The following is a 21,974-nucleotide window of genomic DNA, read 5'->3' on the forward strand; positions in this document are numbered from 1 at the left end:
CATGGCCGAAATCGTTCTCGACAAAGTCACCAAGCTGTACCCGGACGGTGCCGCCGCCGTCAGCGACGTCGACATCACCATCGCCGACGGCGAATTCATCATTCTCGTCGGGCCGTCGGGCTGCGGAAAGTCCACGACGCTCAACATGATCGCCGGTCTGGAGGACATCTCGTCCGGTGAGCTGCGGATCGCGGGCGAACGCGTCAACGAGCGTGCACCGAAGGATCGCGACATCGCGATGGTGTTCCAGTCGTACGCGCTCTACCCGCACATGACGGTGCGTCAGAACATCGCGTTTCCGTTGACGCTCGCGAAGATGAGCAAGAACGAGATCAATACGAAAGTCGAAGAAGCCGCGAAGATTCTCGACCTGAGTCAGCACCTCGACCGCAAGCCGTCGAACCTCTCGGGCGGCCAGCGTCAGCGAGTTGCCATGGGACGCGCCATCGTTCGCACGCCCAAGGCGTTCTTGATGGACGAGCCGCTGTCGAACCTCGACGCGAAACTGCGTGTGCAGACGCGGGCCGAGATCTCGCGGCTGCAGAAGCGACTCGGCACGACGACCGTCTACGTCACCCACGATCAGACCGAGGCCATGACGCTCGGTGACCGCGTCGTCGTGCTGCGCGGCGGTATCGTGCAGCAGATCGGTTCGCCGCAGGAGCTGTACGACAAGCCGCGAAACCTGTTCGTGGGCGGCTTCATCGGATCGCCGTCGATGAACTTCGTTCCGGGACAGCTGACGGCGCACGGCGTGAAGACCGACCTCGGGGAATTCGAACTACCGTCCGAGCGCATGCAGACGATCAAGTCGAAGAACCCCGGTCAGGAAGTGGTGGTCGGCATCAGGCCCGAACACTTCGAGGACGCCTCGCTGATCGATTCGTATCAGAAGATGAGCGGCACGGTGATCACCGTCGACGTCGACGTCCTCGAATCGATGGGTAGCGACAAGTACGCCTACTTCACGTTGAAGGGCAACAAGGTCGAGTCCGCGGAACTGGCCGAGCTCGCAGCCGACGCCGGTATCTCGGATCTCGGTGGTGCACAGGTCGTCGCGCGTCTGGCTGCCGAATCGAAAGCCGAAGTGGGGCGTCAGGCCGAGCTGTGGTTCGACCCGGCGAAGGTGTCGGTGTTCGATCACGCGTCGGGTGCGAATCTGACGCTGTAGGCGACTGCGGCGCACGTGCGTGGGAATGTACAGCGGGCTGTACATTCCCACGCACGGGTCGGTCAGCCGGCCGAACCGGTACCGATTCCCTGCCAGAAATTCGGCCCGAACTGCGGGACCGCGGTCGGTGCGGGCAGCGGGGCCGGATCGGGTTGCGGTGCCAGGTCGGGGAGCTGCAGCTGCGGCAACTGGAACTGCGGAAGCTGGAACTGCGGGACGGGCTGGTTCTGGCCACGGTCGTCGTGGTTGTCGCCGATCGGATCCGCGGACGCGGTGCCGGCAACGGCCACGAGTGGGACGGCGACGAGTGCGCTCGTGACTGCGGTGCGGGTCAGTATCTTTCGTGTGTTCATGCGAACCAACGTAGGTCGCGCACCGCGTCCTCCGACAGGGGAAATCCTGTTCTCCCAGAGGGTCAGCAGTCCTTTGCCAGGGTGCTCGGACCAGCGGTTTCGGGCTGTTTCCCCTGGGTCGATACCCGCTGATCCACACAGTTTCCTGTGAGTCTGGTGGGCTCGGTGCGGCGCGGCGAGACGACCGTGCTGCGCTCGGCGATCGTTTTCGCGGGTACGCGAATTGCCAAGGCGGACAACGTGACTATCGCGCACGCCACTGCGCCGACGGCGAAGGCCGCGGTGTAGACGGCCTCCCGCGGCACCGATGTGCCCGCGAGGGTGTACGTCGCGAGCATCGTCGTCAGCACCGCACTCGCGATGGACGTTCCGACGGTGCGGACGATCGAGTTGACGCTGTTGGCGATTCCGGTGTCCGCGGGTGCCACCTCGGCCATCAGGAGATTCGGGATTGCGGCGAACGCCAGCGAGACGAACACGTTGATGACCGACGACGCGAGGATCACCTGCCACGTCGCGGCGTGGAAGAACACGAAGAACACGAAGCCGACGAAACCGACGACGCCGCCGGAGATCAGAATCGGGCGCGGACCGAAGCGTCGAATCAGGGCCCCGCTCGCGGTGGCTGCCACGACGCCGACCACCGCCCCCGGCAACAGATAGACGACGCTAGCGGCGAGCACATCGGCGGTGAACCCGTAGCCCGCGACTGCGCGCGGCGTCTGCACGAAGTAGCTGCATGCCAGGAAATTCACGAACATGCCGATTCCGACGAACAGCGTCGCGACGTTGGTCGCGAGCAACGGCCCGTGCGTCAGCATCCGAGGTGCGACGAGAGGAGCGGTGATCCGGTTCTCGAACACCCACCACCCGGCGAGGACGACGGCGCCGACGATCGCGCTTCCCAGCGTCGGCAACGAACCCCAACCCCATGTACGTCCCTGCGTCAGCGCGAGGAACAGCAGCACGAGAGCGACGGCGAGCAGCGCGGCACCCCACCAGTCGACGGAACCCGAGCCGGTGCGTCGGCGAGCGGGGATGCCGAACCACGCGAGCGTGATCGCGACGGCGACGAAGCCGACCGTCAGCCAGAACACGCGGTGGTAGTCGGCGCCGTCGGCGGTGAGCAGTCCGGTCAGAACGAGGCCGAACCCGCCGCCCACGCCCAACGTGCCCGACAGGATCGCCATCGCGCCGACGAGCTTGCGGGGTGGCATCTCGTCGCGCAGCACCGCCAGCGCGATGGGGAACAGCGCGTACGAGACGCCCTGCAGAACACGCCCGAGAATGAGCAGCGGTAGCGAGTGCGTGAGCGCGGCGATCAGCGAGCCGAGCAGGACGAGTCCCATGACGGCGATCAGAACGGGCCGCTTTCCGTACAGGTCGGCGAGCCGACCGATGACGGGCGTTGCGACGACGGCAGCAAGCAGATTGGCCGTCAGAACCCAGCCGGCGGCCGTCGTGCTCACCTGGAGTTGGCTACCGATGGTTCCGACGATGGGGATGACCATGGTCTGTAGGACAGCGAGAGTCATCACGACGAAACAGAGCGAAGGCACGAGCAACCGGCCGGGGCGGGACATGAAAGCTACCTCGTTACGTGAACCGAAAGAAAGAAATGCAATTGCTTGATATATGCATCTAATTACCTATCAGGTTCGACGCCGCGACGAAAGCCGAGAAGTACCTACCGTCCTCGCGTGTGCTGCGCACGCTCGCGCAGTTCGGAGACGATCTCGTCGTTCCAGACGTGCTCGCGCACGAGGCGATACCGCTCGCGGATCATCCACAGATAGGCCTCGGCGTCCGTGCGGCCCTCGAGGATGTCGGCCGCGCGGACCATGCGCACGACGGGGAGAAACTCCTCGCCGAACCAGCGTCTGGCCACGGTGGCGCGGTCGACGAACTCCGACACCTCCTGCATCAGCCGAAACCCCCACGCTTCGACGGACTCACTGAGCTCGGCATAGTCGTACGGATCGGTGACGGTGACAGCCTCGCGCGCCTTGCCCGTCAACGGCACGCGCGACAGGAAGATCCGTCGGTGATCCTTGATGAGGAGGTCGCCGCGACGGGTGATTCCCTCGGGTGAGATTCGCGTCACGATCTCGGTGACGGACGCGTCGATCGTCGTCCGGTGCATCGCGAACGCGATCGACACGCGGTGATGGCCGTCGAGCACGAAGTGCATCGAACCGATGCGATACACCTGGATCGGCGGCATCGTTTCGCCCCGGCGCTGGGCCGCCGCGAGCCGCTGCCAGCGTTCCCTGGTGCGCGCGGACGTCGGACGGAAGAACCGGTCGAAGTCACGCGTCCGATCGACGCTGCCGACGATCGAGTCGACGCGAATCACCTGTAGGCCGAGGTGCCGCTCGCCGACCTTGCCGAGGGCGGCGACGACCTCGTCGAACGGCAGGATCGTGTTGACGTCGTCGGGCTGACGGCGCAGCCATCCGACCAGTCGTGCGATGTCGGCGCGACGGCGTTGCCGGGTGAAATCGTTCTCGGCGTCGGCTGCAGGAAATCCGGTGTCACGTGCCATGGCGTCGCCTCACGATCGTGGGTGCGTGTTCTCTGCGTTCCCCGTCGGGCTCGATGTCGAGCAACGTGTATCCGACGGTGTTGACGACGTCGGAGCTGTGCAGGCGAAGGTCCTCGGGCGTCTGTCCGTGCGGATGGATGTGGCCGTGCAGCAATATCTGTGGCCGAAGGATGCGGGTGACGTCGTGCAGGCAGTCGAAGCCGACGTGCGCCGGGTCGGTGCCGTCGCCCACACGGAACGGGGGACTGTGGGTCAACAGAACGTCGACGCCGCGCTGATCACCGCGGACCTTCTCGGCCCACGTCTTCGTACGCGTCAGCGATTTTCCTCGACGCCGTTGCTGTCGTTGCGTCCACTGGTTCGGCCCGCCGTTGTAGCGGATGGATCCGCCGAGGCCGGCGATGCGCAGACCGGCCGCGGAAACGATCTTGCGGTCGGCGTTGACGGCCCCGACCGGGCCGGGCCACGTCGTCGGCAATCCGGCGCGCATCCAGCCTGCACGTCCTGCCGAATAACCCGTCAGATCCGGGTCGTGGTTGCCTGGGACGAACACGCACGGGGCGTTCAGCGCGTCGGTCAGGTATTCGAGGTAGTCGAACGGGAGATCCCCGGCTCCGAGGATGAGGTCGACGTCCATCGATCGAACCTGGGCACTCCACAGACTCTCGATCGTTTCGTCGGCGACGGCGAGGACAGAGACCACGCGCACGACGCTACCGGTCGCCTGTGGTGTTGGATGTACTTCGTGAGCGATGTGATCCCGTCCGTACGCGCACACCTCATCGCCGAGATCGGGGACGAGAGTCCCTCGTCGGCGTCGGTGACGTTCCTCGGGCTCGAACCCCTCGACGTGTTGCGTTTCGCCGGCACCAGCGACGACCTGATTCGTTACGCGACGCTCGGCTGCTCCCGGCACCCGATGGCCGACCCGAACGAGCTCGTCGCGGACCCGAACCGCGGCCCACGGGCCGAGCTGATCCTGACGCTCGTCGGGGGCGCGGGAGTCGCGTCGGGAGTGCACAAGACGCTCGCGGTGTTGGCCGCGTCGCCTGCGGTGGAGGGGCTCGTGCTCGTCGAGGATGCACTTCTCGACCTCGGTGAACCCTTGTGGGTGAACGCGCCGTTCACCGCGGTCCTGCTCGGTGCGAGCGACGTCGCCGACCTCGCCCTGCCCGAACCGGCGGATCCGGTGCGCTTCCTGTCGGTCGTACCGCTCACCGGAACCGAAGCGGCGTGGGTGCGTCTACGCGGAGCCGACGCCTTGCGCGAGGCCTGGGCCGAGGCTGGCGTCGACGTCCGCGACCCGAACCGATCGGCCGTGACGCTGTAGTCGTGCGTCAGAGCCAGTGATTGCGGCGAAAGGTCCTGAACAGGCCTCCGCAGAACAGCGTGACCACCCCCAGGACGAGGTAGTAGCCGTACGTCCAGTGCAGTTCGGGAATGTTGTCGAAGTTCATGCCGTAGATGCCCGCGACCATCGTCGGTACCGCGGCGATCGCGACCCACGCGGAGATCTTGCGCATGTCCATGTTCTGCTGCATCGTCACGCGAGCCAGCGCCGCGTCGACGAGGGAACTGAGCACCTCGTCGAATTCCGCGACCCGATCGGCGACGGTCGTGTGGTGGTCCAGCACGTCGCGCAGGTACCGTCGCACGGCTTTCGGGACCGGCGTGTCGGCGCTCTGGACGAGCTGGCTCAGCGGCGTCGACAACGGGCTGACCGAGCGCCGTAGTTCGACGACTTCTCGCTTGAGCATGTAGATGTTCTCGATCGGCACATGGTGAGCGGGGGAGAAGACCTCCTCCTCCATGACGTCGACGTCGCGTTCGATCGACGACGTCACCGCGAGATACTGGTCGACGACATGATCGGCGACGGCGTGCAGCACCGCCGACGGCCCGAGAGCCAGACGCTCCGGGTTCTCTTCGAGGTCGCGTCGGACCCCGGACAATCCCGAGTGTTCGCCGTGCCGAACCGTCAGCACGAAATCGCGCCCGAGGAAGACCATGATCTCTCCGGTTTCCACGATCTCGTTGGCCGTCGTCACCGACTCGTGCTCGACGTAGCTGACCGTGCGCAGGACCAGGACGGCGATGTCGTCGTACCGCTCCAACTTGGGTCGCTGGTGGGCCTGAACGGCATCCTCCACCATGAGTTCGTGCAAGCCGTAATGCTCGGCGACGCCGGTCATCTGGCCCTCGTCGGGAGCGTGCAGGCCGATCCAGACGAAGCCCTCACCGCGCCCCCGGACTTCGGCAATCGCGGCCGAATGCGTGAACCTGCCCGGCAGCCGGTGACCGTCGACGTAGACGGCACAGTCGACGATCGCGCGAGCCGTCGGAACAGGCACCTTCGGCCCGCTCGCCTGTCCGCGAGAGGCCGGTCGAAGAGAATGCAGCGACGGTAGCGACGGCCGTGGTGGTAGCGATGGCATGGGCTGCTCTCTTTCGTGTCGAGCGGGCGCGGGTCCGGGGCGCGCGACGCGCAACTGTACGCCTGACAGATGTACGGCTCGGGCGCCTGAGACACTGGCACTCGTGCGTATCGACCTCCATACCCATTCTCGCGTGTCCGATGGCACCGACAGTCCCGCCGAGTTGGTGCGGGCCGCCGCCGAGGCGGGTCTCGACGTCGTCGCACTGACCGATCACGACACCACCGCGGGGTGGGACGACGCCGCCGACGAGGCGGACCGCGTCGGCCTGACGCTCGTCCGCGGGATGGAGATGTCGTGCGAGGGACGCGGCGAGGACGGCGCTCCCGTCGCGGTGCACCTGCTCGCGTATCTGTTCGACCCCGAGGATCCGGTGTTCGCCGCCGAACGACGCAGGCTGCGTGCCGAACGCGTCGCCCGCATCCGCGTCATGGCCGAGCGTCTCGCCGTCGACTATCCGATGATCGAGCCCGACGCGATTCTCGCGGCGACGGGGGAGTCGGCGGGAAGGCCGCACCTCGCACGCGCACTCGTCGACGCGGGTGCCGTCGCGTCCGTGCAGGAAGCGTTCGACGGCCCGCTGAAGACCGACAGCCCGTACTACGTCGCGAAGATCGACACGCCGCTCGACACGGCCGTCGAGATGATTCGCGCGGCAGGAGGCGTCAGCGTCGTCGCGCATGCACGAGCGCGAACTCGCGGACGGCTGCTCGACCTCGCGCACATTCGTGACCTCGTCCCTCTCGGACTCGACGGACTCGAAGTCGAACACGCCGACCACGACGAGAACGACACGCGTGTCCTGCGCGAGCTGGCCGAGGAACTCGATCTCGTCGTCACCGGATCCTCGGATTACCACGGCGACAACAAGACGCTGCGGCTCGGTGAACACACCACCGCCGTGGATCAGTACGAACGGCTCGTCGCGCAGTCCGACGCGCGAGTCACGACCACCACAGGAGGATGACGGTTGCTTCGGGGTCTGAGTGGAGCAGTCACGGCGGGACTCGTCGTGTTGGCCGTCGTGGTCATCGGCACGCAGTATCTGGGAAGTCAACGAGGATTTCCTGGACCCGGCACGGTGTCGGTGGCATCGCACATCGGGGCTGCGATCGTCGCGATCGTCCTCCAGCGCATCGCCGACCATCGGTCACGCGCTGTCTCGGTGATCGCATCGCTGCTGGTGTTCGCCCTCGCGGGGGTGCTGTTGTGGACTCAGTGGTGGGGCTGACGTAGGCTGTCCGGGATCATGCGCGCTACAGCGCCACGTTCGTTCGTGACGGCTCACCCGCCTCACGTCATCGAAGTTTTTCGGTAGACGCAGCCACCCAAGGCGCGCACCGAGACATCTTCTTTCGAATCATCTCTTCGACGCGTCGCGCGTCGCCGAGAGAGATGAATTTTCCTGAGGAGCTATTAACGTGACGACTGTGACGCAACCGACCAACAACTCCGCTGATCTGTCTGCCATCACCGAGGAGGAAATCTTCCTCGGACACGTCGGTGGAAAGCTCTCCGTCGAGCTGACTACACCCCTCGAGACGCAGCGCGACCTGTCCATCGCCTATACGCCCGGTGTTGCCCAGGTGTCCCGCGCCATCGCGCAGGACGATGCGCTGGCCAAGCAGTACACCTGGACCGACCGTCTCGTCGCCGTCGTCACCGACGGGTCCGCCGTCCTCGGCCTCGGCGACATCGGCCCGCGCGCATCGCTTCCCGTCATGGAAGGCAAGGCAGCGCTGTTCAAGAACTTCGCCGGACTCAATTCCATCCCGATCGTCCTCGACACAGGCGATGTCGACGAGATCGTCGAGACCATCGTGCGTCTGCGCCACAGCTTCGGCGCGGTCAACCTCGAGGACATCTCGGCCCCTCGCTGCTTCGAGATCGAGCGACGCGTCATCGAAGCCTTGGACTGCCCGGTCATGCACGACGATCAGCACGGCACCGCCATCGTCGTCCTCGCTGCCCTCAACGGTGCAGCGAAGGTGCAGGGCCGTGACACCGCAGGACTGAGGGTCGTCATCTCGGGTGCAGGCGCGGCAGGCGTCGCGTGCGCGAACATTCTTCTCGCCGCGGGCGTGTCCGACGTCGTCGTGCTCGACTCGAAGGGCGTCGTCTCCGCCGATCGCGCCGACCTGAACATCGTCAAGACCGAGCTCGCGGCCCGCACCAACCCCCGCGGCGTCACCGGAACTGCGGCTGATGCGCTCGCCGGAGCGGACGTGTTCCTCGGTGTTTCGGCCGGCCAGATCGACGAAACCTACATCGCGTCCATGGCGCCCGAGTCGATCGTCTTCGCTCTGTCCAACCCGGACCCGGAAATCCACCCGGACCGCGCGGCGCAGTACGCGTCGATCGTCGCTACCGGACGCAGTGACTTCCCGAACCAGATCAACAATGTGCTCGCCTTCCCCGGCGTGTTCAAGGGCGCACTCGACGCCGGAGCACGCCGCATCACCGAAGGCATGAAGCTCGCCGCTGCCGAGGCAATCCTCTCGGTTCTCGGCGACGAGTTGGCGACGGACAAAATTGTCCCGAGCCCACTCGACCCGCGTGTCGCCCCGGCCGTTGCGGACGCAGTTGCGGCAGCAGCGCGAGCAGAAGGCGTCGCGTAGGACAGTAGGGGGAAGCACCCCGAGCCGCCCCCAACAGGGCTACGGCTCGGGGTGCTTTCGTATCCGGGGCCGCTCCTGCTCGGGACCGCCCCCCGCTCGGGACCGCCCCCCGCTCGGGACCGAATGTCACATTCGGTCACTCAGAGTGAGCACGGGGCGCCCTCGGTCCGAACTGCCCGGGCTGGGCCGGGAGCGAGGGTGACATTCGGTCACTCAGAGTGAGCACGGGGCGCCTTCGGTCCGAACTGCCCGGGCTGGGCTGGGAGCGAGGGTGACATTCGGTCACTCAGAGTGAGCACGGGACGCCCTCGGTCCGAACTGGGTCGGCCGGCGGAATCGGCCGGTCCCCGGGACCGAGGCGTACACGGCGAGGGCGAGCAGGCCGTCGATCACCAGAGCGAGCACCGCGACGAGGATGGCGCCGACGAGGACTCGGTCGTACTGGTAGAGCGCGAGACCGTCGAAGATGTAGCGGCCGAGCCCGCCGAGGTTCACGTACGCGGCGACGGTTGCGGTTGCGATCACCTGCAGCGTCGAGTTGCGCAGGCCTCCGAGGATCAGCGGCAGCGCATTGGGCACCTCGACCCGGAACAGCACCTGCAGCTCGGTCATACCCATTGCTCGGGCGGCGTCGACCACGTTGTCGTCGACATTCGCGATACCGGCGTACGTTCCGGCGAGCAACGGAGGAATGCCGAGCAGGACGAGCGCGAGGATCGGCGGCACGAGCCCCAGACCGATCAGCAACACCAGGAAGACGAGTACACCCAGCGTCGGCAGCGAACGCAGCGCATTGACGAGTCCGACGACGGCAACTTCACCACGACGGACGTGGCCGATGATCAGTCCGATCGGAACGGCGATCGCTGCCGAGACAACGACGGCCAGCAGGCTGTACCAGACGTGTTCGAGAATGCGCGCGCCGATTCCGGTGCTGCCCTGCCAGTTCGCGGCGTCGAATATGTACGAGAATGCTCCGGAGAAGATGTTCACTTGGCGGCCTTCCGCTTCGCAGGTGCCGTCCCGAGGCGCGTCCACGGCGTGAGTCGACGGCCCACGAAGTACAGCGCCGCGTCGAAGACCAAGGCGAGGAACACTATCGAGATGATGCCGGCGAGAATCTGGTCCGGATAGTCACGTTGATAGCCCTGGGTGAACAACTGGCCGAGACCGCCGATACCGATGACCGATCCGACGGACACCATCGAGATGTTGGTGACCGCGACGACGCGCACGTTCGCGACGAGGACGGGTAGAGCCAGAGGCAGTTCGACGCCGAGCGCTCGACGCAGCGGGGTGTAGCCCATTGCCTCGGCGGAGTCGACGACGGCAGCCGGTACGGAATCCAGCGCCTCCGGTACTGCGCGGACGAGCAGGGCCGTCGAGTACACCGCGAGCGCGATGACGACGTTGACGGAATCGAGTACCCGCGTCCCGATAATCGCCGGAATGGTGACGAACAATGCCAACGACGGGATGGTGAACGCAATGCTGGCCGCGGTCAACGTGATTCGACGAACCCACGACACGTTTCGTATCAACGTTCCGACCGGCACCGCGACGACCAGTCCGATCAGCAGTGGAACGAGCGAGAGATACAGGTGGGTCTCGGTCAGATCGAGGACGACGTCGAAGTTGTCGACGAGCCACCGCATCAGCGAAGCCCGTCCCCGACGAGCGGGGCGTCGCCGAAGTAGTGCTTGTTGCGGTCCTGGTCCTCGGCTCTACGTTGCGCTGCAAGGTGTTCCAGCACCTCGGATCCGTCGATGCCACCTGCGACACGACCCTGGTCGTCGACGGCGACACCGATGCCCGACGGTGACGAGATGGCCGCGTCGAGCGCCAGTCGGAGATCTCCGCCGACGGTGAACAGCGACCCGCCGGCAGCGGTGCTCCGCTCGACGGTGTCGCCCGCGCGGATGCCCTCGACGCCGGTGACGTCGATCCACCCGAGGGGCGTGTTCGCGTCGGTGACCACGAGGACCCACTGGCCCTGTTCGAGCCGAAGGTTCTTCAGGTTGTCCGCGGTGGATGTCTCGATGTCGTGCAGCGGAACGGTGTCTGCGGTCCGGAACGACAGGCCGCGGTACCCCCGATCGCGTCCGACGAACGACGCCACGAAATCCGTTGCAGGAGAAGCGAGTACGACCTCGGGCCGGTCGTACTGCTGCAAACGGCCGCCGGTGCCGAACACGGCGATCCGATCGCCGAGCCGCACTGCCTCGTCGATGTCGTGTGTCACGAAGACGATGGTTTTCTTCAATTCGGCCTGCAGGCGCAGCATCTCGGTCTGCAGATCTTCGCGCACGACGGGGTCGACGGCGCTGAACGGCTCGTCCATCAGCAGAATCGGCGGATCGGCTGCGAGTGCTCGTGCGACGCCTACGCGTTGCTGCTGTCCGCCCGACAACTGGGCCGGGTATCGCGAGGCCATCGCCGGATCGAGACCGACCCGCTCCAACACGGTCAACGCGGCTTTGCGCGCGGATCGACGGGATTCGCCGCGCAGCACCGGAACCGTCGCCACATTGTCGACGACGGTTCGGTGGGGGAGCAGTCCGGCGCTCTGGATGACGTAGCCGATGCCGCGGCGCAGTGCCACGGCATCGGTGTCGGCGATGTTCTTTCCGTCCACCGTGATGACGCCCGACGTCGGTGTGATCATTCGGTTGATCATGCGCATCGACGTGGTCTTGCCGCAGCCGGACGGCCCGACGAAGACCGTGAACGACTCCGGTTCGATCCGCAGGTTCAACGTGTCCACCGCAGTGGTGCCGCCGGGAGTGAAGCCTGCGGAACGACCCCTGACGCCGGGAGTGGAGCCTGCGGAACGACCCTTTACGTCGGGATACTGCTTGGTGACGTTCTCGAACGTGATCACGGGTGGAGCGCTCCGATCGGTCGGAAAGTGTGTCGGCAGAGGTGGTCTCAGCTGACGGGCGTGCTCAGTCCCTGTTCCTCTACCCACTGCTTCGCTGCCGCGGCGGGTTCTGTCTTCGTGTCACCGGACACGGACTGGTTGAGCGCCAGCAATCCCTCGGTGGTCAGCTTGGCCGAGATCGCGTTCAGAACCTCGGTGAGCTTGTCGGAATTCTTGCCGGCGTTGATCACCGGCACCACGTTCTGCGCTGCGAAGTTGAACTTGGGATCCTCGAGCACGACGAAGTCGTTCTCCGCGATGGACGCCGACGTCGAGAAGATGTCCGCAGCCGTGACCTGACCTTCGGCGAGAGCGGCCACGGTTGCCGGGCCACCGCCGTCGGCGATCGGGACGAACTTGCTCGGGTCGATGTCGACGCCGTAGTTGGTCTTCAAGCCGGGCAGCCCGTACGCGCGTTCCTGGAATTCGGGCGGTGCGCCGATGCTGATCTCGGCCGAGTGAGGTGCAAGGTCGGCGATGGTCTTCAGATTCCACCGCTCGGCCGTCTCGCGGGTGACGACGATGGCGTCCTTGTCCTCCGCGGGTGCAGGCTCGGTGATGGCCAGCTCGGAGCCGAGTGCGTCGGGAAGCGCGGCTTCGACGTCCTCGGCGGAGGTTGCCGTCGCTTCGGGGTCGAGGTACTGCAGCAGGTTGCCGGTGTAGTCGGGGATCAGATCGATCGACCCGTCCTTGACCGCCGGGATGTACGCCTCGCGGCTTCCAATGTTGAGGGTGGTGCTCACGTCGAAACCGTTGATGCGCAGCACCTCGGCATAGATGTTGGCGATGGTCTCCGACTCGGTGAAGTTGGCCGAACCGACGATGATGGAGTTCGGGTCGTCGTTGCTTTCACCGCCGCCGCTGGACAGTGGATCGGAATTGCCGCCGCACGCGGTCAAAGCCAGGGCCGACAATGTGAGCGCAGCCAAGGCGCGCGTGGTACGGGTGATGTTCATGGGTTCCTTCCATCTGTTCCAGCGTGTGAACCGGCCCGGGTGGGTGCCTCGACGCTCACCGATGGTGATCGGGGCTAGCTTAGCCTTGAGGTTGCCCCGGTGATCATCTCGTTCGCCCCTTTTTTCCCAGCGTGCGAGAACCGTAAACCCGACCACCGACACAGTGCAGTAGGAGTGGAGTGTTGTTCGTGAAAGTGCGTGGCCTGCGAGCGCCCGTCGTCGTGTCGCTGTCCGTTCTGTTGTCCTGTCTCGCGGTGGCGTGCGGAGGGACGGAACAACAGTCGCCGATCGTCGTCGGGTCGGGTGACGACGTCCGCGACGAACTCGTGGCCGAGATCTACGCCGGAGCGTTGCGCTCGGTGGGAGCGGACGTCCGCACGGAGACGCGAATCGGCGATCGCTCCGACTATCTCGCCGCGCTCGACAAGGGCGATGTCGACGTCGTACCGGAGCTCACGGGCGAGTTGTTGGTCTCGTTCGACTCCACGTCGACCGCGACCGGCGCCGACGACGTGTTCGTCGACCTGAACAAGGCCTTGCCCGCGGGACTTTCGGTGACGGACTACGCGACGGCCGAGGACAGGCAGGCCGTCGCGGTCACGACGTCCGGTCCCTTCGCCGACGCGACCGCGGCGGCGGACATCGCATCCGGCTGCGGCGCTTCGACGCTCGTCGTCACCGAGGCCGACGCGTCCGCGGTGGACGTTCTGGCCCAGCGCTACGGCTGCACGTTCGGGTCCGTCGACACGGTGACCGACGACGAAAGTGTCGTCGACGCGCTGGCCGACGGTTCGGCCCAGGTCGGGATCATCCGAACGGCGTCGGCAGGCCCCGGTACGAAAGACCTTACGGCGCTGACGGATACGGACGAGGTGTTCGCGGCTCGAAACGTCGTACCGCTTTTTCGTGACGGAGTGTTGAGCGACAGCGAGATTCGGTCGTTTTCAGTCGTGGCAGGGGAGCTGACGACAGCGGACCTCGCCGACATGATCGGCGAGGTCCGCGGTGGTGCGTCGTCAGGCGATGTCGCTGCTCGTTGGCTCGGGGAGCACAACCTCTGACGACCGCAGGCGCGCCCCGAGGAACGCGCCGAGGTGGCGGGTTGCTTCGGCGGCTTCGCGCAGAATCGAGGTCTGCAGATGCGCGACGTGCCACAGCTTCTCGTATTCGACGTACTCGACTTCGTTGCCCGACGTCAGGAGCCGGTCGTGGAAATCCACGATCTGCGAGTAGAGCACCTCGGCCTTGCCGACGTGCATGACGATGGGCGGGAGGCCGGACAGGTCTCCGTGCAGCGGCGCGAATCCCTGATCGAGGGGATCCCCGTCGCCCAGGTAGGCCTCCGCGGCCGCGAAGGACCACGCGGTGTTGACGACGATGTCCCGGGGAAACGGCGCGTCGCGTGCACCGGGGTCGACCCACGGTGAGATGAGGCCGAGCGCAGCGGGTTTCACGCCGTCGTCGACGAGATGCCGCGCCGTTGCGACGGTCAGCCCGCCACCCGCGGAATCACCGGCGATGGCGATCCTGTCCGGTGAGTATCCGTGTGCCTTGACGAGTTCGCGGAACGCTGCGACCGCGTCGTTCAGGCCGGCGGGATACGGGTTCTCGGGCGCCAGACGGTAGTCGAGAACGTAAACGGCACTGGCTGATTCGCGCGCGAGGTGTGCCGCGAGCGAGCGGTGCGTCGCGATCGATCCGATCGTGTACGCACCACCGTGCAAGTACAACACGGCCGTGTTTCGCTCGGTTGCCCCGACGGTGATCCGCTCGGCGGGACGCCCCGCGAGGGTCGTCTTCAGGCTGACGGCGCCGTCGGGCATGGTCTGCAGCGGCGCGGCCAGATCGAGGATCCGGCGCTGCACCGAGACCGGCAACCGGGCGTCGAGCGCCAACCGGTAGAACGGTTTCAGCGCCGCGGCGACCACCGGGAGGGGCAGGTAGAAGGACTTCATCGTCCTACTTCTTTCTGGGCATGACGCGGTTGGAGATGGTGGCGACCACCCGCTGATACTTCGACCCGGTAATCCGTTGGAAGAGGTCCAACGCGATGGCGTCCGAACCGATGAGAACGCGGCCCTTGCCCTTCTCGACGCCCTTCAGAATGGTCTTGGCCGCTTGGTCGGGTGTGGTCTTCGCCAGCTTGGCGTCGAAGAACTTCGCGACGGACGCCTGGTCGTAGTTCTCCGCGACGGTGGCGTTGCGTGCGATGGCGGTCTTGATGCCGCCGGGATGGACGACGGTCATCTTCACCGGTGCCTTGGAGATCAGCAGTTCCATTCGCAGCGCCTCGCTGAAGCCACGTACCGCGAACTTCGCGGCGTTGTAGGCGGCCTGCGACGGCATCGCGAGGAGCCCGAACAGGCTGGAGATGTTGACGACGTGCCCGTCGCCCGACTCCTGCAGGAGCGGCAGAAATGCCTTCGTGCCGTTGACGACTCCCCAGAAGTCGACGTCGACGATGCGCTCGATGTCCTTGAACGACGAATTCTCGACATCACCGTGGTAGGCGATTCCGGCGTTGTTGTAGATCTGGTTGACCTTGCCGAAACGCGCTTTCACGGTCTCTGCGTAGTCGAGTACGGTCTCGCGCTGCGTCACGTCGAGGAACTGCGATTCGACCTCGCCGCCGAGTGCCTCGACCTGGCGGACCGTCTCTGCGAGCCCGGCGACGTCGACGTCGGACAATGCGAGCTTGGCCCCACGCTGGGCCAGATTCAGTGCGAGTGCACGTCCGATGCCGGACCCGGCTCCCGTGACGACGGCGACCTTGCCTGCGAAAGCGCTCACTGTACGGCTACCTTGCTCTCGGAGTCGGCGACGACATCACCGACCGGGGTGGGAAGATCCGATACTGCGACGCTACGGTACGCCGCCAGGTCGAACCTCTTGGTCAGCTGACGGAAGCGGAACGTGAAGTCCGGCCACAGCGTCGTGTTGTTGCCGTGCTTGTCGAGGTACCAGCTGGCGCAGCCGCCGTTCATCCAGACGCTCTTCGCCATCCTGTCCTGTAGGTCGGCGTTGTACTCGTCCTGCACGTCCTTGCGCACCTCGATGGTGCCGATGTCGTGCTTGTCGATCGTGTCGATGGCATCGATGACGTAGTTGAGCTGCGACTCGATCATGTAGACCATCGACGTGTGGCCGAGACCAGTGTTGGGTCCGACGAGGAAGAACATGTTGGGGAAGCCCGCGACCGCGGAGCCTTTGTAGCCCTGCTGTCCCTCTTCCTCGAACGTCTGGGCCAGCGTCTTGCCACCCTTGCCGAAGATGCCCTGGTACGCCGGCGAGTCGGTGACGTGGAAACCGGTGGCGACGACGAGCGAGTCGATCTCGCGCTCGGTTCCGTCCTTCGTGACGATCGAGCCCGCCTTGACCTCCGCGATGCCGTCGGTGACGACGTCGACGTTCGGGCGGTCGAGGGCGGGGTAGTACGCGTTGGAGATCAGCATGCGCTTGCAGCCGATGCGGAAGTTCGGTGTGACCTTCTTGCGCAGGGCCTTGTCCTTGATGCCCTTGTTGATCTGCTGCTTCGCGATGACCTCGACGATCTTCATCAGTGCCGGCTGCTTTGCGAGGCCGACGACCTGCGTCTCGCGGGCGGCGTAGATGCCGGTGCGCGACAGGCGCTGGAATCCGGGGATGCGCTTGAACGCGAACTTCTCGAGTGCGGTGTACTCGCGGTCGAATCGCGGGAGGATCCACGGTGCAGTGCGCTGGTAGATGTCGAGGTGCGACACCTTGTCGGCGATGGACGGCACGATCTGGATGGCCGACGCTCCGGTTCCGATGACGGCGACGCGCTTGCCTTCGAGCGACACGTCGTGGTTCCACTGTGCCGAGTGGAAGATGTCGCCCTGGAAGTTCTGGATGCCCTTGATGTCGGGCAGGTTCGGCTCGCACAGTGCGCCGACAGCGGTGACGACGACCTTGGCCGAGTATTCGCCCGTGGTGGCCGTGATGTCCCACCGGTTCGTGTCGTCGTTCCAGACGACGGTCTTGACGTCGGAACCGAACACGTGCCGATCGAGAACGTCGTACTTACGCGCGACGGCCGAGATGTACTTCTGAATCTCCGGCTGGGTCGAGAACGACCGAGACCAGTCCGGGTTGAGCGCGAACGAGTACGAGTACAGGTGCGACGGCACGTCGCACGCCGCACCTGGGTACGTGTTGTCGCGCCAGGTGCCACCGACGTCGGTGCCGCGCTCGAGGACGAGGAAGTTCCTCTTGCCCTTCTGCGCCAGCTTGATCGCGGCACCCAGACCGGCGAATCCACTGCCGATGATCACGGTGTCGACTTGGCGCGGCGCCGTCACGCGCTCGGAAGTATCTGTTACCGAAAGACTCATGCAAGTGAGCGTAAGAGCTTGTTGAGTGTGAGTCAATAGTTATTGACTACCATTCAGTAGGCTGGTCTCATGGCGAGTGTGAACAACGCAGTGGTGAAGCGGACGCGCATGAGTCCCGAGGAGCGTCGTGCGCAGTTGATCTCTCTGGGCACCGAGATGCTGTCCGAGCGTCCTCTCGAACAGGTGTCGGTGGAAGACATCGCCGACCAGGCGGGCGTATCCCGAGGGCTGCTATTTCACTACTTCTCGTCGAAACAGGACTTCCACCTGGCCATCGTGCGTGAAGCGAGCCGGGAAATGCTCGAACGCACCGCGCCGGACACGAGCCTCGAACCGTACGAGATCCTGCGTGACTCCATCGCGAACTACGTCGACTACGTCACCGAGAACCGGGAGACGTTCATTTCCCTGCTGCGGGGATCGGCGACGGGCGACCCCGACATGCGTGCGGTGTTCGAGGAGACCCGCAGTGCCATGGCCGAGCGGACCGTCGCGAATCTTTACAAACTCGACGTCGACGCGAATCCGACCACCGAACTCGCCGTCCGCGGCTGGATCGCGTTCGTAGAGGAAGCCACCATCTCGTGGCTGCAGGACCCGAAGATCACGCGCGACGAGCTGATCGACCTCGAAGTCGGTGCGCTCCCCGCCGTCGCCCTGGCGCCGACGATGATCGCGACGCTGCTGGGCGCAGGTTCCTAGAAACGCCGAATGGCGCCTTCGGTCACTGTGAGTGACCGAAGGCGCCATTCGCTCCGAGAAGTGACTGTCAGTCCTCGCCGACGCCCGAGAAGGCCTCGTCGATGATCTCCAGCTGCTCCACGGCGTGGACCTTGCTCGAACCCGAGGACGGGGCCGACATGGCACGACGCGAGATGCGCTTGATGTTGCTGAGCACGTCGGGCATGAGTTCCGGCATCGCGAGGCCGAAGAACGGCCACGCACCCTGGTTGGCCGGCTCCTCCTGGACCCAGCGGAACTCGGTGGCGTTCGGGTAGCTCTTGATCGCCTCGGTGATCCGACGCGTCGGAACCGGGTAGAGCTGCTCGATACGCACGATGGCGACGTCGTCGCGACCGTCCTTCTGCTTACGCGCCAGCAGCTCGTAGTAGAGCTTGCCGCTGACCATGAGGACGCGCTTGACCTTGCTGCGATCGCCGGTGCCGGTGTCGTAGGTCGGCTCGTCGAATACCGAGTGGAACTTGCCGTCGGTGAAGTCCTCGATGTTGGACACCGCGGCCTTGTTGCGCAGCATCGACTTCGGAGTGAAGACGACGAGCGGACGACGGATTCCATCGCGTGCGTGACGACGCAGCAGGTGGAAGTAGTTCGCAGGCGTCGACGGAACGGCGACGGTCATCGAACCCTCGGCGCACAGCGTCAGGAAGCGCTCGATACGGCCGGACGTGTGGTCCGGTCCCTGGCCTTCGTGGCCGTGCGGCAGCAGCAGCACGACGTCGGACAGCTGTCCCCACTTGGCCTCACCGGACGAGATGAACTCGTCGATGATCGACTGGGCTCCGTTGACGAAATCGCCGAACTGCGCCTCCCACATGACGAGTGCGTCCGGGTTGCCCACGGAGTAGCCGTACTCGAAGCCGACGGCCGCGAACTCGCTGAGTGCGGAGTCGTAGACCATGAACTTGCCGGGGTTCTCGCTGCCGATGTTGTGCAGCGGGGTGTACTCGGCGCCGGTCTTGCGGTCGATGATGACCGAGTGACGCTGCGTGAACGTGCCGCGACGCGTGTCCTGGCCGGAGAAGCGGATGTTCGTGCCCTCGTCGACGAGCGATCCGAGAGCGAGCAGCTCGCCGAAGGCCCAGTCGATCTTGCCTTCGTACGCCATCTCGCGACGCTTCTCGAGGACGGGCTTGACGCGCGGGTGCACGTTGAAGCCTTCGGGGACCTCGAGGTGGGCGTCGCCGATGCGATGCAGGATCGACTTGTCGATGGCCGTGGTCAGCTTGGTCGGCAGCTGCTGATCGAGCTCGACCGACTCGCTGGGCTCGGGGGTGAACTTCTCGAGTTCGCGCACCTCGTTGAAGACGCGTTCGAGCTGGCCCTGGTAGTCGCGGAGTGCGTCTTCCGCTTCCTTCAGGGAGATGTCACCGCGGCCGATGAGAGCTTCGGTGTAGCTCTTGCGAACGCTGCGCTTGGTGTCGATCAGGTCGTACATCGCCGGCTGCGTCATCGACGGGTCGTCGCCCTCGTTGTGGCCACGCCTGCGGTAGCAGATCATGTCGATGACGACGTCCTTGTTGAACTTCTCACGGAAGTCGACGGCCAGCTGGGCGACGCGGACGCACGCCTCGGGGTCGTCGCCGTTCACGTGGAAGATCGGCGCGCCGATCATCTTCGCGACGTCGGTGCAGTACTCGGACGAGCGCGAGTGCTCGGGAGCAGTGGTGAAGCCGACCTGGTTGTTGACGACGATGTGCACGGTGCCACCGGTGCGGTAGCCGCGCAGCAGCGCGAGGTTCAGCGTTTCCGCCACGACGCCCTGGCCCGCGAATGCCGCGTCGCCGTGGAGCATCAGGGGCAGAACCGAGAATCCACCCTCGCCCGGTCCCTTGTCCAGCAGATCCTGCTTCGCGCGAACGAGGCCTTCGAGGACCGGGTCGACGGCCTCGAGGTGCGACGGGTTCGCGGTCAGCGAGACGGCGATGTCGTTCTCGCCGAACATCTGGATGTAGGTGCCTTCGGCGCCGAGGTGGTACTTCACGTCGCCGGAGCCGTGAGCGGCCGCCGGGTTCATGTTGCCCTCGAACTCGGTGAAGATCTTCGAGTACGGCTTGCCGACGATGTTCGCCAGAACGTTCAGGCGGCCGCGGTGCGGCATGCCGATGACGACCTCGTCGAGGGCGTGCTCGGCGGCCTGGTCGATGACGGCGTCCATCATCGGGATGACCGACTCGGCACCTTCGAGCGAGAAGCGCTTCTGGCCGACGTACTTGGTCTGCAGGAAGGTCTCGAACGCCTCGGCGGCGTTGAGCTTGCTGAGGATGTACTTCTGTTGCGCCACAGTCGGTTTGACGTGTGTGGCCTCGACGCGTTCCTGCAGCCAACCGACCTGGTCGGTCTCGAGGATGTGGGTGTACTCGACGCCCACGTGGCGGCAGTAGGAGTCGCGCAGCACGCTGAGCACGTCCCGCAGCTTCATCTTGTCCTTGCCGTGGAATCCGCCGACCTTGAATTCACGGTCGAGGTCCCACAGCGTCAGGTCGTGGCTGATCACGTCGAGATCCGGGTGCATCCGGAACTTGTCCTTGGTGAACTGCAACGGGTCCGTGTCGGCCATCAGATGGCCGCGGTTGCGGTACGCCGCGATCAGTTCGAGGACGCGCGTGTTCTTGTCGACCGTGCCCTCGGGCAGATCCTTGCGCCAGCGGATGGGCTCGTACGGGATCTTCAGCGAGTGGAAGATCTCGTCGTAGAACTCGTCGCTGATCAGGAGCTTGTGGATCGTGCGCAGGAAGTCGCCCGACTCGGCACCCTGGATGATCCGGTGGTCGTACGTCGACGTCAGCGTCATCAGCTTGCCGACGCCCAGTTCGGCGAGGCGCTCGTCGGACGAGCCCTGGAACTCGGCCGGGTACTCCATGGCACCTGCACCGATGATGGCGCCCTGGCCGTTCATCAGACGCGGGACGGAGTGGACGGTGCCGATGCCGCCGGGGTTCGTCAGCGAGATGGTGACGCCCTGGAAGTCCTCACCCGTCAGCTTGCCGTCGCGTGCACGACGGACGATGTCCTCGTACGCGTTGTAGAACTGCGTGAACGTGTGGTCCTGCGTGTTCTTGATCGCGGCGACGACGAGCGAGCGGTTGCCGTCCTTGCCAGGAAGGTCGATGGCGAGACCGAGGTTGGTCGACGCGGGGGTGACGGCGTTGGGCTTGCCGTCGACCTCGGCGAAGTGGCGGTTCATGTTGGGGAACGCCTTCACGGCCTGCACGATGGCGTAGCCGAGCAGGTGCGTGAACGAGATCTTGCCGCCGCGCGTGCGAGCGAGATGGTTGTTGATGACGAGGCGGTTGTCGACCATCAGCTTCGCCGGGATCGCACGAACGCTGGTCGCGGTCGGGATCTGCAGCGACGCGGACATGTTCTTGGCGACGGCAGCAGCGGCGCCGCGGAGAACCTTGCTCGACTCTTCGTTCGTGGTGGCGGCGGGCTTCGCCGGGGCCGCGGTCTGATTGGCGCCTGCAGCCTTGGACGTCGCGGGCTTCGCCGTGGGAGCGGGCTTCGCAGCGGGCTTGGACGGCTCCGCCTTGGGTGCCTCTGCCTTGGGAGCCGCTGTCTTCGGCGCTTCGGCCTTGGGAGCGTCTGCCTTCGGTGCAGCCTTCGCCGGGGGAGCGGGAGGGGCCGGAGGAGTCTTGCCGTTGCCCTGCGCTGTACTGCCGTTCGGAGCCGACGCGGTGTCGTCACCCGCGGGCGCGTCCGGGTCGTAGTCGGTCAGGAATTCGTGCCAACTCGCGTCGACAGACGACGGGTCTTCCTTGAATCGCTGGTACATCTCGTCGACCAGCCATTGGTTTTGTCCGAATTGGGTAGTAGAGCTGCTGCTCACGGCAGTAGTTCGCCTCTTCTCTTCTCTTCGTTCCCGATCAGCGCGCGTACTTGTCCA

General features: G+C 65.4%; 20 protein-coding genes. 7 read left to right on the forward strand and 13 right to left on the reverse strand.

Annotation, left to right across the window (positions count from 1 at the left end; genetic code table 11):
* The first annotated feature begins 1 nt into the window (after position 1).
* The gene (gene ugpC / locus DK926_RS03010) at positions 2–1,171 is read left to right on the forward strand and encodes a sn-glycerol-3-phosphate ABC transporter ATP-binding protein UgpC (RefSeq protein ID WP_068428087.1); all 1,170 of its coding nucleotides are present in this window, start codon (positions 2–4) and stop codon (positions 1,169–1,171) included.
* Positions 1,172–1,233: 62 nt separating this feature from the next.
* On the opposite strand, the gene DK926_RS03015 is transcribed toward ugpC, so the two are convergent.
* From DK926_RS03015 to DK926_RS03030, 4 genes are all read right to left on the reverse strand, one after another.
* Positions 1,234–1,524 (reverse strand): hypothetical protein, encoded by a 291-nt coding sequence (locus DK926_RS03015; RefSeq protein WP_114328460.1) that lies wholly within the window; start codon positions 1,522–1,524, stop codon positions 1,234–1,236.
* A 62-nt stretch (positions 1,525–1,586) separates the two neighbouring features.
* Entirely contained in the window at positions 1,587–3,107 is a 1,521-nt protein-coding gene (locus tag DK926_RS03020; protein WP_114328462.1) for an MFS transporter, read from the reverse strand.
* A gap of 104 nt (positions 3,108–3,211) precedes the next feature.
* Positions 3,212–4,069: a chromosome partitioning protein ParB gene (locus DK926_RS03025; RefSeq protein WP_068428094.1), complete on the reverse strand. Its 858-nt coding sequence runs from the start codon at positions 4,067–4,069 to the stop codon at positions 3,212–3,214.
* Positions 4,059–4,772 carry a metallophosphoesterase gene (locus DK926_RS03030; protein WP_114328705.1) on the reverse strand — a complete coding sequence of 238 codons (714 nt, stop codon included), beginning with the start codon at positions 4,770–4,772 and terminating at the stop codon, positions 4,059–4,061. Before DK926_RS03030 ends, DK926_RS03025 begins: the two co-directional genes overlap by 11 nt.
* A gap of 33 nt (positions 4,773–4,805) precedes the next feature.
* Between DK926_RS03030 and DK926_RS03035 the strand changes: the two genes are divergently transcribed.
* A complete protein-coding gene (locus DK926_RS03035; protein WP_114328464.1) occupies positions 4,806–5,399 on the forward strand; it encodes a suppressor of fused domain protein in 594 nt (197 codons plus the stop codon).
* Between the two features lie 7 nt (positions 5,400–5,406).
* On the opposite strand, the gene DK926_RS03040 is transcribed toward DK926_RS03035, so the two are convergent.
* Positions 5,407–6,504: a magnesium and cobalt transport protein CorA gene (locus DK926_RS03040; RefSeq protein WP_114328466.1), complete on the reverse strand. Its 1,098-nt coding sequence runs from the start codon at positions 6,502–6,504 to the stop codon at positions 5,407–5,409.
* A 103-nt stretch (positions 6,505–6,607) separates the two neighbouring features.
* On the opposite strand from DK926_RS03040, the gene DK926_RS03045 reads away from it, so the two are divergent.
* The 3 genes from DK926_RS03045 (at position 6,608) to DK926_RS03055 (ending at position 9,122) form a co-directional block, all read left to right on the forward strand.
* Positions 6,608–7,471 (forward strand): PHP domain-containing protein, encoded by an 864-nt coding sequence (locus tag DK926_RS03045; RefSeq protein ID WP_114328467.1) that lies wholly within the window; start codon positions 6,608–6,610, stop codon positions 7,469–7,471.
* Between the two features lie 3 nt (positions 7,472–7,474).
* Positions 7,475–7,735: a hypothetical protein gene (locus tag DK926_RS03050; protein ID WP_243636604.1), complete on the forward strand. Its 261-nt coding sequence runs from the start codon at positions 7,475–7,477 to the stop codon at positions 7,733–7,735.
* Between the two features lie 190 nt (positions 7,736–7,925).
* Entirely contained in the window at positions 7,926–9,122 is a 1,197-nt protein-coding gene (locus tag DK926_RS03055) for an NADP-dependent malic enzyme (protein WP_114328470.1), read from the forward strand.
* A 282-nt stretch (positions 9,123–9,404) separates the two neighbouring features.
* On the opposite strand, the gene DK926_RS03060 is transcribed toward DK926_RS03055, so the two are convergent.
* The 4 genes from DK926_RS03060 to DK926_RS03075 all read right to left on the reverse strand — a co-directional run bounded on the left by DK926_RS03060 (position 9,405) and on the right by DK926_RS03075 (position 12,998).
* Positions 9,405–10,115 carry an ABC transporter permease gene (locus tag DK926_RS03060; protein WP_114328472.1) on the reverse strand — a complete coding sequence of 237 codons (711 nt, stop codon included), beginning with the start codon at positions 10,113–10,115 and terminating at the stop codon, positions 9,405–9,407.
* Positions 10,112–10,777, reverse strand: a complete 666-nt coding sequence (locus DK926_RS03065; RefSeq protein ID WP_114328474.1) for an ABC transporter permease — start codon at positions 10,775–10,777, stop codon at positions 10,112–10,114. The genes DK926_RS03060 and DK926_RS03065 overlap by 4 nt, the downstream gene beginning before the upstream one ends.
* Positions 10,777–11,886 (reverse strand): ATP-binding cassette domain-containing protein, encoded by a 1,110-nt coding sequence (locus DK926_RS03070; protein ID WP_243636622.1) that lies wholly within the window; start codon positions 11,884–11,886, stop codon positions 10,777–10,779. The genes DK926_RS03065 and DK926_RS03070 overlap by 1 nt, the downstream gene beginning before the upstream one ends.
* 164 nt (positions 11,887–12,050) lie before the next feature.
* Positions 12,051–12,998 carry an ABC transporter substrate-binding protein gene (locus tag DK926_RS03075; RefSeq protein WP_114328478.1) on the reverse strand — a complete coding sequence of 316 codons (948 nt, stop codon included), beginning with the start codon at positions 12,996–12,998 and terminating at the stop codon, positions 12,051–12,053.
* 179 nt (positions 12,999–13,177) lie between these two features.
* Between DK926_RS03075 and DK926_RS03080 the strand changes: the two genes are divergently transcribed.
* Positions 13,178–14,059, forward strand: coding sequence for a glycine betaine ABC transporter substrate-binding protein (locus tag DK926_RS03080; protein WP_243636605.1), 882 nt, complete (start codon positions 13,178–13,180; stop codon positions 14,057–14,059).
* Here the strand turns inward: DK926_RS03080 and DK926_RS03085 are convergent.
* The 3 genes from DK926_RS03085 to DK926_RS03095 are packed head-to-tail and all read right to left on the reverse strand — an operon-like array spanning position 14,015 to position 17,350.
* Positions 14,015–14,953: an alpha/beta hydrolase gene (locus DK926_RS03085; protein ID WP_114328480.1), complete on the reverse strand. Its 939-nt coding sequence runs from the start codon at positions 14,951–14,953 to the stop codon at positions 14,015–14,017. The genes DK926_RS03080 and DK926_RS03085 overlap by 45 nt on opposite strands.
* Before the next feature lie 4 nt (positions 14,954–14,957).
* Complete coding sequence (locus DK926_RS03090; protein ID WP_114328482.1) at positions 14,958–15,788, reverse strand: SDR family NAD(P)-dependent oxidoreductase; 831 nt, start codon at positions 15,786–15,788, stop codon at positions 14,958–14,960.
* Positions 15,785–17,350, reverse strand: a complete 1,566-nt coding sequence (locus DK926_RS03095; RefSeq protein WP_114328484.1) for an NAD(P)/FAD-dependent oxidoreductase — start codon at positions 17,348–17,350, stop codon at positions 15,785–15,787. Before DK926_RS03095 ends, DK926_RS03090 begins: the two co-directional genes overlap by 4 nt.
* Positions 17,351–17,419: 69 nt before the next feature.
* Here DK926_RS03095 and DK926_RS03100 point away from each other — a divergent pair, with 69 nt between their 5' ends.
* Positions 17,420–18,052: a TetR/AcrR family transcriptional regulator gene (locus tag DK926_RS03100; protein ID WP_114328486.1), complete on the forward strand. Its 633-nt coding sequence runs from the start codon at positions 17,420–17,422 to the stop codon at positions 18,050–18,052.
* Between the two features lie 67 nt (positions 18,053–18,119).
* On the opposite strand, the gene DK926_RS03105 is transcribed toward DK926_RS03100, so the two are convergent.
* Complete coding sequence (locus DK926_RS03105; protein ID WP_114328488.1) at positions 18,120–21,917, reverse strand: multifunctional oxoglutarate decarboxylase/oxoglutarate dehydrogenase thiamine pyrophosphate-binding subunit/dihydrolipoyllysine-residue succinyltransferase subunit; 3,798 nt, start codon at positions 21,915–21,917, stop codon at positions 18,120–18,122.
* Between the last annotated feature and the right edge of the window lie 57 nt (positions 21,918–21,974).

The organism is Rhodococcus sp. Eu-32 (genome assembly GCF_003336925.1).
Classification (GTDB): Bacteria; Actinomycetota; Actinomycetes; order Mycobacteriales; family Mycobacteriaceae; genus Rhodococcoides; species Rhodococcoides kyotonensis_B.

Bases quoted from the DNA above. Each gene is read 5' to 3' on its own strand.
- DK926_RS03065 (WP_114328474.1), bottom strand. From the start codon at position 10,777: ATGCGGTGGCTCGTCGACAACTTCGACGTCGTCCTCGATCTGACCGAG.
- DK926_RS03085 (WP_114328480.1), bottom strand. From the start codon at position 14,953: ATGAAGTCCTTCTACCTGCCCCTCCCGGTGGTCGCCGCGGCGCTGAAA.
- DK926_RS03040 (WP_114328466.1), bottom strand. From the start codon at position 6,504: ATGCCATCGCTACCACCACGGCCGTCGCTACCGTCGCTGCATTCTCTT.
- DK926_RS03075 (WP_114328478.1), bottom strand. From the start codon at position 12,998: ATGAACATCACCCGTACCACGCGCGCCTTGGCTGCGCTCACATTGTCG.
- DK926_RS03020 (WP_114328462.1), bottom strand. From the start codon at position 3,107: ATGTCCCGCCCCGGCCGGTTGCTCGTGCCTTCGCTCTGTTTCGTCGTG.
- DK926_RS03015 (WP_114328460.1), bottom strand. From the start codon at position 1,524: ATGAACACACGAAAGATACTGACCCGCACCGCAGTCACGAGCGCACTC.
- ugpC (WP_068428087.1), top strand. From the start codon at position 2: ATGGCCGAAATCGTTCTCGACAAAGTCACCAAGCTGTACCCGGACGGT.
- DK926_RS03100 (WP_114328486.1), top strand. From the start codon at position 17,420: ATGGCGAGTGTGAACAACGCAGTGGTGAAGCGGACGCGCATGAGTCCC.
- DK926_RS03025 (WP_068428094.1), bottom strand. From the start codon at position 4,069: ATGGCACGTGACACCGGATTTCCTGCAGCCGACGCCGAGAACGATTTC.
- DK926_RS03095 (WP_114328484.1), bottom strand. From the start codon at position 17,350: ATGAGTCTTTCGGTAACAGATACTTCCGAGCGCGTGACGGCGCCGCGC.
- DK926_RS03035 (WP_114328464.1), top strand. From the start codon at position 4,806: ATGTACTTCGTGAGCGATGTGATCCCGTCCGTACGCGCACACCTCATC.